Consider the following 14,655-nt stretch of genomic DNA (forward strand, 5'->3'; position numbering starts at 1 on the left):
TTGGTCCCGCTCTCGTGGTCCTGGTTTGGGAGGCCGCGTCCCGCATGGGCATTCTTTCCCCCTATACGCTGACAGCACCGTCCACGGCCGTCGTGACGGGTTACGAACTGTTGGCGGACGGCAGCTTGCTGCCGCATCTGCTGGCCTCGGCCGGTCGTGCCTATGCAGGGCTTTTCCTCGGCGTCACGGTCGGCGTCATCCTGGCGCTTCTTTCCGGCCTGACCCGGAGCGGCGAGGCGCTTATCGACGGGGTTGTGCAGATAAAACGCGCCGTCCCGACACTGGCACTGATCCCTCTCGTCATCATCTGGCTGGGGATCGGCGAGGCCATGAAGATATTCCTGATCTTCACGGCCGTTCTCGTGCCTGTCTACATCAACACCCATGCGGCCATCAAAGGCATCGACATCGGCCATGTCGAACTGGCGCGAACCCTTGGCCTGACGCGCTCCGAATTCATACGCAAGGTCGCACTTCCCGGCGCTCTGCCCGGCCTATTCGTGTCGTTGCGTCTTGCCGTCACGATCTGCTGGACGACGCTGGTCGTTCTTGAGCTGATCAACACCCAGACCGGCATCGGTTACCTGATGAACCGCGCCCGCGACTGGGGCCAGACCGACGTGATCGTGGTCGGGATATTCATCTACGCAATTCTTGGCCTCGTCTCCGACGCCCTGGTTCGGCTGATCGAAGCGCGGACGCTCGCCTACCGGAGGGCTCTGGGAACATGAACGTTCACACTGCCTCGTTCGGGCCGGTGTTGTTGCGCAACTTGTCCAGAGGTTTCGGACAAAAGACGATCCTGAACGACATAACGCTCGAAATACCAAGGGGCCAGTTCGTTGCGCTACTCGGCGAATCCGGCTCCGGAAAAACGACCCTTTTGCGTGCGCTTGCCGGTCTCGACGACGATGCCGTGACGCAAGGCGACTTCCGCACGCCCCGAAACACTTCCGTTCTGTTTCAGGATGCAAGGCTTCTGCCCTGGATGAGCGTCATCGACAACCTGACGCTCGGCCTGAGAAGATCCGATGCAAGGGCCGCGGCATCCGCCATGCTGGATTCCGTGGGGCTCGCCGACAAGGCGGATGTCTGGCCGGCCACGCTGTCCGGCGGCCAGAAGCAGCGGGCGGCGCTGGCCCGTTCCCTGCTTCGCCAGCCGGAACTGCTGCTCGCCGACGAGCCGTTCGGCGCGCTCGATGCCCTGACCCGCATGCGCATGCATGGCCTGTTGTTCCGTCTGGTCGAACAACACAAGCCGACGGTCGTCCTCGTTACGCATGACGTCGACGAAGCCCTGCTCCTGTCCGATCGGATCCTTGTTCTGAAAGACGGCCGGATCGCCGAAGACCATCAAGTCGCCCTGCCGCACCCGCGAAGCCCAGGCGACCAGACGTTTGTCGAACTTCGGCAGACCCTGCTGCGCAGTCTCGGCGTTGAAACCAATCTAATGTGAGGGAAAGCTCCATGGCGCGTAAAATGCATTTCAACCTCTTCCTCATGCCGCGCGGACACCATGAGGGCGCCTGGCGTCATCCGGATTCAACGCGACGCGCCCTTACCGACCTGGAGCTCTATGTCGAGGCCGCCCGGATCGCAGAAGCGGCGAAATTCGACGCCGTATTCCTCGCGGACGTTCTGGTCGCGCCCAACAATGGTGGCCTGGTGGCGACGGGCGCTCTCGAGCCGATCACGCTGCTTTCAGCCCTCGCGGCCCGCACCAGCCAGATCGGCCTCATCGGCACGGCATCCACCACCTACAGCCTGCCTTTCACGCATGCGCGCCAGTTCGCTTCCCTCGACCATCTGTCCGGGGGACGCGCAGGCTGGAACATCGTCACCTCCTGGGCGCCCCAGGCGGGCGCCAACTACGGCCTGGAGCAGGATGTCGCCCATGGCGACCGCTACGCGCTTGCGGACGAATTCGTGGAGGCGGTCGATGCCCTGTGGCGTAGCTTTCCCGCAGAGGCCATCGTGGATGACCGGGACGCCGGGCAGTATCTCGATCCCAGGCTGATACAGCCGGCAAACTATCGGGGCAGCCATTTCCGCACGCACGGACCGCTCAACGTGCCAAGCAGCCCGCAAGGGCGACCGGTATATGTGCAGGCGGGACAATCGGAAACCGGGCGGGCCTTTGCGGCGCGATGGGCGGAGGCCATTTTCACGGCGCACCTTGCCAAGGAAACCGCGCAATCGTTCTACGCGGACGTGAAGGGTCGAGCCGCCGCTTTCGGCCGTCGCCCGCAGGATATCGTGGTTCTGCCCGGCATAAGCGCTGCAATCGGATCGACGACCCACGAGGCGAAACAGGTCTGGGAAGAACTCGACGCGCTGACAAGCCCGCAAATCGGGCTGGTCCGCCTTTCGGCGCGGTTCGGCGGCCATGATTTCTCCGGTATTCCGCTTGACCGGCCGCTGACCCGCGGGGATTTTCCCGACCCTTCCCAGGTGGAGGCGTCCAGAAGCCGGGCGACCGGGTACATCGACGTCGCGCTCAAGGAGGGGCTGACCCTCCGCCAATTGCTGCAGAAGCTGGCTGGGGCGCGTGGACATTTCACGGCGACGGGAACGCCCGAGCAAGTCGCCGACATCGTTGCGGACTGGTTCCACTCCGGCGCGGCCGACGGCTTCAACGTCATGCCGCCGATCGTGCATAAGCAATTCGAGCTGTTCGCGACGGAGGTGGTGCCGATCCTGCGCAAACGTGGACTGTTCCGCGAGGATTACGAAGGAACGACCCTTCGCTCACATTTCGGCCTGGACCCTATCCGGCAGGACATACCGCTCGCGCATTCGGCGTGATTGGCGAGGTCCGCGTAGCCGAGCAGCCTACTCGAACATGATCGCCTGCAGGGCCCCGCCATTGCGCTTCAGCCAATCCTTGCAACGGTCGGTGTCGGGGCAGAGTTTCTCGCATAATTTCCAGAATTTCGGACCGTGGTTCATCTCCTTGAGATGCGCCACCTCGTGCGCGACGAGATAGTTTATGACGGGCTGCGGGGCCATCATGATGCGCCACGAGAAGGACAGGTTGCCCTCCGAGGTGCATGAACCCCAGCGGCTGGAGGTGTCCTTGTAGCGGATCGCCTTAGCGCGCTTGCCGAGCGCCCCGGTGTGCTTGACCACCAGCTTCTCGATCTCCTTCTTGGCCTCGCGCTTCAAGAAATCGGCGATGCGGCGCGGCAGGTGGATCCGGTCGCCATGCACGATCAGCAGCGGGCCACGCTCGTCGCGCGACACCGTGACGGTGCCGCGCTTCGACGGCTCATGGACGATGCGGTGCGGCACGCCGCGTATCGGGATCCTGATGCCGGGCCGCACCTGGGGCCGGGTCGGCACCTTGGCCAGCCGCTGCTCCAGCCAGTCCTGATGGCGCTCGAGGAACCGGTCCACCTCGCCGCGGCGCAGGCCCGGCGGAACGGTGATGCGCAGGCCCTGGCCGCCGGAATCGATGCGCAGCGTCAGGCGCCGCGCCCTGGCGCTCTCGACGATCTTGAGCGGCAGCGTGCGGCCGGCGACACAATATTCCCGCTCGACGGCGGGCGTGGGCTTGGGCTTCGTCAGATTGCGAAAGAATCCGATGGTCATGGCGGGACGATACGCGATTCGAGAAAAACGAATAGAACAAAAAAGAAACGGCGCCGCTCACGCGACGCCGTCATCATACCTTGGCCCTGTCGCTAGGCCTCAGTCGTCAAGCAGGTTCGAACCTTTGCCACGCTTGGTGGTGGTCGTTCCGGTGCTCGGATCGGTCTTCGTCGGGGCAGTCGACTTGTTGCGGTTCGCCATGAAGCGATCGAACTCGTCCTGATCCTTGGCGCGGCGCAATTCGCGGGCATACTCGTCGAACTGCGTCAGCATCTCGTCGAGCTTGCGACGCTCTTCGTTCAAGCGCTCAAGTTCCTTTTCGCGCCAGTCGTCGAAAGCGACGTTGCCGGTGCGGGCGGAGCCGTGACCCCAGCGCGCGGCCTTGTCGGAACCACGGCGGCAGCCGGCGAAGATGCCGTCGGTCGCGCGGTTGACGTCACGCTTGAAGCCGTCGAGCCGGTCGCCCCAGATGATGTAGGCGAGCATGGCGAAGCCGAGCGGCCAGAACACCATGAAGCCGATCACCATCAACGCGATGGTTGCCGGCGTCCAGGCCGGGCGGATCAATGCAGATGTGTTCATTTTCTCCCATTCCTTCGGTTGGAGACAGCCAGGACCGGCTGTGTGGAATCGAAATGGGAAGGCAAAAACGGCGATTCAAGACAATGTCCGCCAAAACCGGACAAAGGTCTGAAATGATTATCGCTTTTTGAGCGTATCGAGGAAAAGCACGACCAGGCCGGCAATCAGCCCCCAGAATGCGGCGCCGACGCCGAACAGCGTAAGCCCCGAGGCGGTGACGACAAAAGTGACCGTGGCGGCCATGCGCTGTCCCTCGTCCTTGAGCGCGATGGCCAGCGCGTTGGCGAGCGATGCCATCAGGGCGAGCCCTGCCACCAGCACGATCAGGCTCTGCGGCAGGACGGCGAAGATCGCCACCAGCGAGGCGCCGAAAATCGCGAAGATGAGATAGGCGAGCGCATAGAACGGCCCGGTCTTCCAGCGCTCGGCCGGATCAGGATGGACGTCCGGCCCGGTGCAGATCGCCGCCGAGATCGCCGCCAGATTGGTGGTCGAGCCGCCAAACGGCGCCGACAGCAGCGAGAAGAGACCGGTGACGCCAATCAGCGGGCCGGGCTCCGGGTGGTAGCCGGCGGCGCGCAGCACGGCGAGGCCCGACAGGTTCTGCGAGGCCATGGTGACGAGATAGAGCGGCAGCGCCAGGCCGATCATCGCCTTGGCGGTGAAATCGGGCGCGATCAGCGTCAGCGTCGACAGTTCCGGTGTCGGCAGGCCGCCGACACGGCCGGTCAAGAAGGCGGCCAGACCGCCACCGATCAGCACCGCCAGCACCGACAGCGCCGGGTTGAACAGGCGGATGATGAAGAAGGCCGCGATCAACGGCAGGATCAGCCAGGGGTCGACGGGAACGGTCTTGACCGCGTTGAGCGCGAAGGTGACGACGATGCCGGCCAGCATGCCGGAGGCGACCGAGGGCGGTATCCTGGAGATCAGCTGCGTCAACGGCTTGAACAGGCCGGTGGCGATCAACAGGATGGCAGTGACGATGAAGGCGGCGACGGCCTCGCCGATCGAAAAACCGCTCGACGCCGCCATCAGCGCCAGGCCCGGCGTCGACCAGGCGGTGATGACGGGCATTTTCGTGCGCCAAGACAGCCACAGGCTCTCGATGGCCATGGCAAGGCAAATGGTCGTCACCCAGCTCGCCGTCTGGATTTGCGTCGCGCCGACCGCATGGGCGGCGGCAATGACGATGGCCAGTGTGCCGCCAAAGCCGACAATGGCCGCGACAAAGGCTGAGATCGGGATGGAAAGGCGCATGCTCATCAGCCCCGCTTGGCCATGTCACCGACCGACCGCACCAGCATGTCGAGATCCTGCGGCCGCGACAGGCGGTGGTCGCCGTCAGGAATGAGCGACAATGTGACATCGTCGGCCGGCAGCAGGCTGACCAGCTTCAGCGCGTGGCTCGACGGCACATCCGCATCGGCCAGGCCCTGCAGGATGTGAACCGGGCAATGGGTGTCGATCGGGCCCGTCATCACCCGGTTGTCGCGCCCGTCCTCGATCAAGGCGCGCGTGTAGATGTAGGGTTCCTGGGAATAATCCGACGGCTTGGCGAAGAACCCCTTTTTTGCGAGGTCGCGTTTCTGCGCCTTGGTCAGCACCGGTTCGACCAGTTCGGCGGTAAAATCCGGCGCCGGCGCCAGCAGCACCAGGCCGACGACGCTTGCGTCGCCCGCCTTGCGCAATTCCTGCACCATGCGCAGCGCGATCCAGGCGCCCATCGAGGAGCCGACCAGGATCTGATTGCCCCTTGTGAAATGGCGGAACACGGCAAGGCTCTGCGACAGCCATGTCGAAATCGTGCCGTCGGCAAAGGCGCCGCCGGATTCGCCATGGCCCGAATAGTCATGGCGCAGGAAAGCCCGGCTTTCGCTCGCGGCCCAGTCCGACAGCGTCTCAGCCTTCGTGCCCAGCATGTCCGACTTGTAGCCGCCGAGCCAGACAATACCCGGCGTGGAACCCGTCGAATGGCGCACCGCGATGCGCGATCCATCAACATCCAGGAAGATTGGCGGCGTGGCGGTCATGGCTTTTCCTCGGGCCCTTTTTCGGCGCGGGGTTCTTGTGACACAGCCACAGGCGTGGCGAAAAGTGCTCACGATGCTCTTTGTTTGGTGCAGGCCCGCGATCAGGGTGATTTTCTGTCAATGCTGTGCTATTGACTCCGCCCGCGCGCTCACCACATTGACGCGTCCACACATCAGACCGACAAAACCCGGAACGAAACGGCCAAGGAGACCACGACCATTCGCAGACCTTTCAAAGCAGCGGCGCCGACCAAGGATGGGCCGCGCTCCAACCGTGATATCCGGGTTCCCCGGGTCCAGCTTATCGACGCAGAAGGCCAGAACCGCGGTGATGTTTCCATCAACGACGCATTGCTGCTCGCCGAAGAGGCTGGGCTCGATCTCGTCGAAATATCGCCCAACGCGGTTCCTCCCGTCGTAAAAATCCTCGATCTCGGCAAGTTGAAATACGCCAACCAGAAGAAGGCGGCCGAGGCGCGCAAGAATCAGAAGGTCATCGAGATCAAGGAGATCAAGATGCGCCCGAACATCGACAGCCACGACTACGAGACCAAGATGAAGGCGGTTCGCCGCTTTTTCGAGGAAGGCGACAAGGTCAAGCTGACGCTGCGCTTCCGTGGCCGCGAGATGGCGCATATGGAGCTCGGCATGCAGCTTCTGAACAAGGTGCGCGAAGAAGTGGCTACCATCGCCAAGGTCGAGGCCGAGCCGAAGCTCGAAGGCCGCCAGATGATGATGGTGCTGGCGCCGCGCTAAGGTGTGCTGAACATCTGAGATCACGATAAAGTCAGGCGTGGCCAGCGCTTCAAATCCGCCTGAATTGTCTTGCAGAGCGTCCCGGCGATCGGCGGGACGCCTGTTTCTCGGCTAAAGCCGCGATCGCCGGCTAAGCTCCTCGACGATCGGACATCCCTTGGACAACGAACTCAAATACGGGCTGGGCAATTACCAGCAGATGCGCCGGCTCGTGCTTGCCGTGCTCGTGGTGGTGCTGTTTCTGGCACTGCTGTTTGGTCAGTCGACCTTCCCACCCGACACGCCGGTGCATGAGACGATCGAGATGTTCGGCGTGCTGCTGATCTTCCTCGGCATCGTCGGCCGCCTCTGGGCGACGCTCTATATAGGCGGGCGCAAATCGTCCGAAGTAGTGACGGGCGGACCCTATTCGATCACCCGCAACCCGCTCTATGTGTTCTCGACACTGGCCGCGGCCGGCGTCGGCGCGCAGATCGGCTCGTTCTCCGGCATCATCCTGTTCGCGCTGCTGTGCGCGGGTGCCTTCCATATCGTTATCCTGCGCGAGGAGAAATTCCTCAAGGAAGCGCTCGGCGCACCCTATGCCGCCTATCTGGCGCGGGTGCCGCGCTTCTTCCCGAACCTTTCCCTCTACCAGGAAGGCGATACCGGAAGCTTCAAGCCGCGTCTGCTGTTGACCACGCTGCTCGACGGCCTGGTGTTCCTCGTTGCACTGCCGGCCTTCGAACTGATCGACGGCGCCCAGCAGTCGGGCATGCTGCCGGTGTGGTTCACGCTGCCCTGACCGAGACCGCAAAGGCGCAGCGCGGTGGGTGTTGCACACAGGCCCGCTTTGACGTATAGGACCGCCGTTCAAGAAAACCGCCCGGCAGGGCATGCCGTGGCGGTTTCATTTGCTTTTCGGGCTTTGGTCGGCCCGAAGCGAACAAGAAGCGCGATAGTGCGCCAACGAGACGGAGTAGCAAAATGCCCAAGATGAAGACCAAGTCGGCCGCCAAGAAGCGGTTCAAGATCACAGGTACGGGTAAAGTCCTGTCGGCTGCGGCCGGCAAGCGTCACGGCATGATCAAGCGTTCCAACAAGTTCATTCGAAATGCCCGCGGCACGATGGTTCTGGCTGAACCGGATGGCAAGAAGGTCATCAAGAATTTTCTGCCGAACGGCCTCTGAGGCATTCGGTCTGGACAGCGTTTGTTTTACGCAATTCCGAACGGAAAACCGCAACACACTTTTCCTGGAATTGCTTTTAAGGAGATCATGACATGGCACGCGTAAAGAGAGGCGTCACCTCGCACGCCAAGCACAAGAAGGTCCTGAAAGCCGCCAAAGGCTTCTACGGCCGCCGCAAGAACACCATCCGCATCGCCAAGCAGGCGGTGGAAAAGTCGCTGCAGTACGCTTACCGCGACCGCAAGAACCGCAAGCGCTCGTTCCGCGCGCTGTGGATCCAGCGCATCAACGCCGCGACCCACGAGCACGGCCTGACCTATGGCCGCTTCATCGACGGTCTCAACAAGGCCGGCATCGAGATCGATCGCAAGATCCTGTCCGACATGGCCATCCACGAGCCGCAGGCTTTCGCCGCGCTGGTCGCCAAGGCCAAGGTCGCGCTCGAATATCTGAAGAACACCACGCCGAACGCTTTTGAAAGCGCTGTCGCCTAAGACCAGCGCTTCCCAAGCATTCGCAATTCTGATTTGGGGAACCCGCGCTGGCTCGGCTGGCGCGGGTTCTTTTTTGACCCTGATGCAACCAAAATGGTGACAACGAAACCAAAATGGTGTCGGTCGCCCGATCAAGAGAGTTTCGCCGTGAACGCCACCGCTGGAAATCTTGAAGCCCTAGAAGATTCGCTTCTGGCCGACATCGCGTCGGCGGCCGATGAGCCGGCGATCGAGGCCGTGCGCATCGCTGCCTTCGGCAAGAAGGGCACCGTGTCCGAGATGCTGAAAACGCTGGGCGCCATGACCCCCGGGGAGCGCCAGGTCAAAGGCCCTGCCATTAATGGCCTCAAGAACCGTGTCACCGAGGCGCTGACCGCCCGCAAGGCCGAGTTGAAGGACGTGGCGATCGCCGCGCGGCTGGCCGCCGAGAAGGTCGACGTGACGCTGCCGGTGCGGCAATCGCCGGCCGAGCGCGGCCGCATCCATCCGATCAGCCAGGTCATCGACGAGATCGCGGCGATCTTCGGTGACCTCGGCTTCGCGATCGCCGAAGGGCCGGATATCGAGACCGACTATTACAATTTCACCGCGCTGAATTTCCCGGAAGGCCACCCGGCGCGCGAGATGCACGACACTTTCTTCTTCCAGCCGGACGAGAAGGGCGAGCGCAAGCTTTTGCGCACGCACACCTCCCCGGTGCAGATCCGCACCATGGAGAAGCAGAAGCCGCCGATCCGCATCGTCATTCCGGGCAAGACCTACCGCCAGGATTCCGACGCCACCCACTCGCCGATGTTCCATCAGGTCGAAGGACTGGTGATCGACAAGTCGGCCAATGTCGCCAACATGAAGTGGGTGCTGGAGGAGTTCTGCAAGGCCTTCTTCGAGGTGCCCTCGGTCAAGATGCGCTTCCGGCCGTCCTTCTTCCCGTTCACCGAGCCAAGCCTCGAGGTCGACATCCAGTGCGACCGCTCGCGGCCAGGCGAAGTGCGCTTCGGCGAAGGCTCCGACTGGATGGAGATCCTCGGCTGCGGCATGGTGCACCCCAACGTGCTGCGTGCCGGCGGGCTTGATCCCGACGAATACCAGGGCTTTGCCTGGGGCATGGGCATCGACCGCATCGCCATGCTGAAATACGGCATGCCGGACCTGCGCGCCTTCTTCGATGCCGATGTCCGCTGGCTGTCGCATTACGGCTTCCGGCCGCTCGACATGCCGACCCTGTTCGGGGGCCTGAGCGCGTGACAGAAGCCCACACCGGCGGCTGCCGCTGCGGTGCCGTGCGGTTCGAGGTCTCCGTCGAACCGCATCACGTCAGCTATTGCCACTGCGGCGATTGCCGACGGGCCAGCGGCGCGCCCGTATCGGCCTTTGTCGGCTTCCCGGTCGACAAGGTGGCGTTTACGGGCAAGGCGTTGAAGATGTACGAGAACGGACCGGTGACGCGTTCGTTCTGCGGCATCTGCGGCTCGCCGATCGCCTATGTCGATGACCGGCTCGAAGACGACATCTACTTCGTGCTCGGCGCCATGGACAGGCCGGCCGATTTCAAGCCGACACAGCATGCCTATGTGAGCGAGCAGCTTCCTTTCCTGCATATGTCCGACGACCTGCCAAGACATTTGAAAACAAGCGTCAAAAGACCAGACGGAACAATCCAATGAAATTCACCCTCTCCTGGCTCAAGGACCATCTCGAGACCGACGCCACGCTCGCTGAGATCGTCGAGCGGCTGACCTCGATCGGCCTCGAAGTCGAGCATGTCGACGACAAGTCGAGCCTGAAACCCTTCGTCATCGCCAAGGTGCTGACGGCGGTGCAGCACCCCGATGCCGACCGGCTGCGGGTGCTGACCGTCGATACCGGCGACGGCAAGCCACCCGTGCAGGTGGTGTGTGGAGCGCCGAACGCCCGCGCGGGCCTGATCGGCGCCTTTGCCGCGCCCGGCACCTATGTGCCCGGCATCGACGTGACGCTGACGGTCGGCAAGATCCGGGGCGTCGAAAGCCATGGCATGATGTGCTCCGAGCGCGAACTGGAGCTTTCCGACGAGCATAACGGCATCATCGACCTGCCCGCCGATGCGCCGGTCGGCACCAGCTTCGCGACCTATGCGCATCTCGACGATCCGGTCATCGAGATCAATCTGACGCCGAACCGGCCTGATGCGACCAGCGTCTACGGCATCGCCAGGGACCTGGCGGCGAGCGGACTTGGCCGCCTCGTCGGTGGCGCGATCATGCCCCATGCCGGCAGCGGCATGTGCCCCGTCAAGGTGAAGATCGTGGCGCCGGAGCTCTGTCCCGGCTTCGCGCTCAGGCTGGTCAAGGGCGTGAAGAACGGCCCGTCGCCGAAATGGCTGCAGCAGCGGCTGATCGCCATTGGCCTTCGGCCGATCAGCGCGCTGGTCGACATCACCAATTACGTCACCTTCGATCGTGGCCGGCCGCTGCATGTGTTCGATGCCAGGAAGGTCGCCGGCAACCTCGTCGTGCGCCGCGCGCGCAATGGCGAGAAGGTGCTGGCGCTCGACGGCCGCGAATACACGCTGACGCCGGAGATGTGCGTCATCGCTGACGACGATGGCGTCGAGTCGATCGCCGGCATCATGGGCGGCGAGCATTCCGGCTGCGACGAGAACACCACCGACGTGCTGGTCGAATCCGCGCTTTGGGACCCGATCACCACCGCCCGCACCGGCCGCACGCTCGGCATCATCACCGATGCGCGCTACCGCTTCGAACGCGGCGTCGATCCCGAATTCATGGTGCCAGGCGTGGAACTGGCGACGAAACTGGTGCTCGATTTCTGCGGCGGCACGCCGACGGAGATCGAAGTGGCCGGCTATGGCGGCCACCAGCCCAAGATGGTCTCCTTCCCGCTGTCGGACATTAGGCGCCTGACCGGGATCGAGGTGCCGAGAGCGGAAAGCCTGGACATTCTCTCGCGCCTCGGTTTCACGGCGGACGGATCGGGCGATGTCGTCAACGTCACGGTGCCCTCGTGGCGCCCCGATGTCGACGGCAAGGCCGACCTGGTCGAGGAGGTGATGCGCATCCACGGCGTCGACAACATCGCGCCGCAGCCGCTCGGCGCGCATGACGCGGTCAATGCAAAGATCCTCACCACGCTGCAGGTGCGCACCCGCACGGCCAAGCGCGCATTGGCAGTGCGCGGCATGATGGAGGCCGTCACATGGTCGTTCATCCCGGCCAGGCATGCCGAATTGTTCGGCGGCGGCCAGACAGCGCTCAAGCTCGCCAACCCGATCGCCGCCGACATGTCCGACATGCGGCCCTCGCTGCTTCCGGGGCTGATCGCCGCTGCCCAGCGCAATGCCGACAAGGGCATCGGCGACGTGGCACTGTTCGAAGTCTCGGGCACCTATGAGGGCGACGGCGCCGACCAGCAGCGCCGCGTCGCCGCCGGCGTGCGCCGCGGCACCGCCAAGCTCGACGGCTCAGGCCGCAACTGGGCCGGCAATTCCGGCGCGGTTGGCGTGTTCGACGCCAAGGCCGATGCGATCGCGGCGCTCGAAGCCTGCGGCGCGCCGGTCGACCGGCTGCAGATCGAGCCCGGCGGTCCGGCCTGGTACCATCCCGGCCGCTCCGGCACGATCAAGCTCGGGCCGAAAACGGTGCTGGGCACCTTCGGCGAGTTCCACCCGAAGACGCTGGAAGGGCTCGACGTCTCCGGACCGCTGTGCGGCTTCGAAGTGTTCGTCGACGCCGTGCCCGAGCCGAAGGCCAAGCCGACGAAGACCAAGCCGAAGCTGGAGCTTTCCGCCTTCCAGGCGGTGAAGCGCGACTTCGCCTTCGTCGTCGATAGATCCGTCGAGGCCGGCACGCTGGTGCGCGCCGCCCTTGCCGCCGACAAGAAGCTGATCACTGGTGTCTCGGTCTTCGACATCTTCGAGGGTGCATCGCTCGGCGCCGACAAGAAATCGATCGCCATCGAAGTGTCGATCCAGCCGGTCGAAAAGACGCTGACCGACGAGGATTTCGAGGCGCTCGCCAAACGCATCGTCGAGAATGTCGGCAAGCAGACCGGTGGTGTTCTGCGCGGCTAGAACTTGCGGAGCGATGGCGAATCGCCCTCAAAAAGGGCGATGGACCATCTGCGCTATTCCGGGCTGCCGTTCGAAGCACAACGAGCGGTGTTTCTCGATATCGTCTCGGCGGACCCGCTGGTCCAGGACGCGCTGGTGCGGGCGCACTCGCTCGACCTGCCGGACTGGCTGGTGGTTTCCGGTGCGCTCTACAACAGCGTCTGGAACCATCTGACCGGCAAGCCTTCGAGCTACGGCATCAAGGATGTCGACTTGTTCTATTTCGATGATGCGGATTTATCCTACGAAGCCGAGGACGCCATCATTCGCCGGGCGGCACAGCATTTCGAAGGGCTGGCATTGCCGGTCGAGGTGCGCAACCAGGCGCGGGTGCATCTGTGGTACCCGCAGAAGTTCGGACAGCCCTGCCCGCGCTATACGAGTTCCAGCGACTCGGTTGGGCATTTTGCCTCGAAGACCCATGCGGTCGGGGTGCGATACGGGGGTGACGGGCAATTGGAGTTGGTGGCGCCGTTCGGGGTCGACGATATCTTTTCGTTTCGCATCACACCGAACCGGGTGATGGACAACCAGCGCACGCATGATGCGAAGGGGGCGCGGGCGAGGGAATGTTGGCCGGAGATTGCGGTGGTGCCTTGGTGACAGGCAGGGATAAGAGATGCCGGTGCGAGGCACCCCCCTCTGCCCTGCCGGGCATCTCCCCCGCAAGGGGGGAGATCGGCCCTGATCCAGGCTTTCGCCAATCTTCGGCGCAGAAGGCGAGGCGGGACCGGGAAGTTGCCGATCTCCCCCCTTGCGGGGGAGATGCCCGGCAGGGCAGAGGGGGGTGCCTCGCGCCAATTTTTCCCAGTCATTTGTATCGCGCGGCATTGAAGAAGGAGCGCCGAAGCGCTCCTCACCCATTCACCAGCGCCAGCAACTCCTCCGTGTAACGCTTGCCGACCACCTTATCGGGCGACAGCGCGTCACCGATCGCCGCCACCTCGGCCGCGCTCAGCTCGATCCCGGCCGCCGCCGTGTTCTGCTCCAGATGACGTATCTTTCTTGCGCCGGGGATCGGCACGATGAAATCGCCCTGGTGCAGCACCCAGGCGAGCGCCAGCTGCGCCGAGGTGACGCCTTTTTCCGCCGCCAGCTTTTCCAGCGTGGCGACAATTTTGGCATTGGCTTCCATGGCGTTGGTCTGGAAACGCGGCAAGGTGCGGCGCCAGTCATCGTCGCTCAAGGCCTCGGGCTTGGCGATCGTACCGGTCAGCAGGCCACGACCCAGCGGGCTGTAGGGAACGAAGCCGATGCCGAGTTCGCGGCAGACGGCGAACACCTCGTCTTCCGGGTCGCGGCTCCACAGCGAATATTCGCTCTGCACGGCCGCGATCGGATGCACGGCGTGCGCCCAGCGGATGGTCGCGGCACTCGCTTCCGACAGACCGAGCGCCCGTACCTTGCCCTCGCGCACCAGTTCGGCCATGGCGCCGACCGTGTCCTCGATCGGCACGTTGGGGTCGACGCGATGCTGGTAGTAGAGGTCGATCACATCAGTGCCCAGTCGCTTCAGCGACGCCTCGGCGACAGCCTTGACGTGCTCGGGGCGGCTGTCGACGCCGGCCATGCGGTCGGTGCCCGTGCCTTCCTCCAGGATCTTGAAGCCGAATTTGGTGGCGATGGTCACCTTGTCGCGCACCGGCTTCAGCGCCTTGCCGACCAGAACCTCGTTCTCATAGGGGCCGTAGACCTCCGCCGTGTCGAAGAAATTGACGCCGATGTCGACGGCGCGGCGCAATGTGGCGATCGCTTCAGCCTCCGGCTGGCCGCCATAGGCGAAGCTCATGCCCATGCAGCCGAGGCCGACGGGGTAGACGTTCAATTCAGTTCCTAGCTTGCGGGTTTGCATAACGCGTCTCCTTGTTGCAATGCGGGATAAATAGCGTCTTGCCTTGTGTTCGATAATCGGCTCTCATTC

The 14,655-nt window shown here is 63.7% G+C and carries 16 protein-coding genes; 11 read left to right on the top strand and 5 right to left on the bottom strand.

All coding sequences use genetic code 11. The features are described 5' to 3' along the window. Positions 1-44: 44 nt before the first annotated feature. The 3 genes from MESOP_RS02055 to MESOP_RS02065 are packed head-to-tail and all read left to right on the top strand — an operon-like array spanning position 45 to position 2,805. Positions 45-731 (top strand): ABC transporter permease, encoded by a 687-nt coding sequence (locus MESOP_RS02055; RefSeq protein ID WP_083833196.1) that lies wholly within the window; start codon positions 45-47, stop codon positions 729-731. Further along, entirely contained in the window at positions 728-1,456 is a 729-nt protein-coding gene (locus MESOP_RS02060; RefSeq protein ID WP_013891659.1) for an ABC transporter ATP-binding protein, read from the top strand. Before MESOP_RS02055 ends, MESOP_RS02060 begins: the two co-directional genes overlap by 4 nt. Positions 1,457-1,467: 11 nt before the next feature. After that, positions 1,468-2,805 (top strand): LLM class flavin-dependent oxidoreductase, encoded by a 1,338-nt coding sequence (locus tag MESOP_RS02065; protein ID WP_013891660.1) that lies wholly within the window; start codon positions 1,468-1,470, stop codon positions 2,803-2,805. A gap of 27 nt (positions 2,806-2,832) precedes the next feature. Here MESOP_RS02065 and MESOP_RS02070 read toward each other — a convergent pair whose 3' ends face one another. The 4 genes from MESOP_RS02070 to MESOP_RS02085 form a co-directional block, all read right to left on the bottom strand. Next, a complete protein-coding gene (locus tag MESOP_RS02070; protein ID WP_013891661.1) occupies positions 2,833-3,591 on the bottom strand; it encodes a M48 family metallopeptidase in 759 nt (252 codons plus the stop codon). Between the two features lie 99 nt (positions 3,592-3,690). Next, on the bottom strand, positions 3,691-4,173 hold the full coding sequence (locus MESOP_RS02075; RefSeq protein WP_013891662.1) for a DUF2852 domain-containing protein: 483 nt from the start codon (positions 4,171-4,173) through the stop codon (positions 3,691-3,693). Positions 4,174-4,290: 117 nt separating this feature from the next. Beyond that, on the bottom strand, positions 4,291-5,433 hold the full coding sequence (locus MESOP_RS02080; RefSeq protein WP_023765625.1) for a benzoate/H(+) symporter BenE family transporter: 1,143 nt from the start codon (positions 5,431-5,433) through the stop codon (positions 4,291-4,293). Between the two features lie 5 nt (positions 5,434-5,438). Beyond that, entirely contained in the window at positions 5,439-6,206 is a 768-nt protein-coding gene (locus MESOP_RS02085; RefSeq protein ID WP_013891664.1) for an alpha/beta hydrolase, read from the bottom strand. Between the two features lie 219 nt (positions 6,207-6,425). On the opposite strand from MESOP_RS02085, the gene infC reads away from it, so the two are divergent. The 8 genes from infC (at position 6,426) to MESOP_RS02125 (ending at position 13,337) form a co-directional block, all read left to right on the top strand. Then, a complete protein-coding gene (infC, locus tag MESOP_RS02090; protein WP_010912915.1) occupies positions 6,426-6,962 on the top strand; it encodes a translation initiation factor IF-3 in 537 nt (178 codons plus the stop codon). A gap of 157 nt (positions 6,963-7,119) precedes the next feature. Beyond that, positions 7,120-7,746 (top strand): methyltransferase family protein, encoded by a 627-nt coding sequence (locus MESOP_RS02095; RefSeq protein ID WP_013891665.1) that lies wholly within the window; start codon positions 7,120-7,122, stop codon positions 7,744-7,746. A gap of 182 nt (positions 7,747-7,928) precedes the next feature. Next, the gene (gene rpmI / locus MESOP_RS02100; RefSeq protein ID WP_006201248.1) at positions 7,929-8,132 is read left to right on the top strand and encodes a 50S ribosomal protein L35; all 204 of its coding nucleotides are present in this window, start codon (positions 7,929-7,931) and stop codon (positions 8,130-8,132) included. A 92-nt stretch (positions 8,133-8,224) separates the two neighbouring features. Next, complete coding sequence (gene rplT / locus MESOP_RS02105) at positions 8,225-8,626, top strand: 50S ribosomal protein L20 (RefSeq protein ID WP_006201247.1); 402 nt, start codon at positions 8,225-8,227, stop codon at positions 8,624-8,626. A gap of 147 nt (positions 8,627-8,773) precedes the next feature. Beyond that, entirely contained in the window at positions 8,774-9,871 is a 1,098-nt protein-coding gene (gene pheS, locus MESOP_RS02110) for a phenylalanine--tRNA ligase subunit alpha (protein ID WP_013891666.1), read from the top strand. Further along, positions 9,868-10,290, top strand: a complete 423-nt coding sequence (locus MESOP_RS02115; protein WP_013891667.1) for a GFA family protein — start codon at positions 9,868-9,870, stop codon at positions 10,288-10,290. Before pheS ends, MESOP_RS02115 begins: the two co-directional genes overlap by 4 nt. Further along, positions 10,287-12,695 (top strand): phenylalanine--tRNA ligase subunit beta, encoded by a 2,409-nt coding sequence (gene pheT / locus MESOP_RS02120; RefSeq protein ID WP_013891668.1) that lies wholly within the window; start codon positions 10,287-10,289, stop codon positions 12,693-12,695. The genes MESOP_RS02115 and pheT overlap by 4 nt, the downstream gene beginning before the upstream one ends. A gap of 39 nt (positions 12,696-12,734) precedes the next feature. Continuing rightward, positions 12,735-13,337 carry a nucleotidyltransferase family protein gene (locus tag MESOP_RS02125; protein WP_013891669.1) on the top strand — a complete coding sequence of 201 codons (603 nt, stop codon included), beginning with the start codon at positions 12,735-12,737 and terminating at the stop codon, positions 13,335-13,337. Between the two features lie 253 nt (positions 13,338-13,590). Here MESOP_RS02125 and MESOP_RS02130 read toward each other — a convergent pair whose 3' ends face one another. Next, positions 13,591-14,586: an aldo/keto reductase gene (locus MESOP_RS02130; RefSeq protein WP_013891670.1), complete on the bottom strand. Its 996-nt coding sequence runs from the start codon at positions 14,584-14,586 to the stop codon at positions 13,591-13,593. Positions 14,587-14,655: the final 69 nt, after the last annotated feature.

This window comes from Mesorhizobium opportunistum WSM2075, assembly GCF_000176035.2.
Taxonomy (GTDB): domain Bacteria; phylum Pseudomonadota; class Alphaproteobacteria; order Rhizobiales; family Rhizobiaceae; genus Mesorhizobium; species Mesorhizobium opportunistum.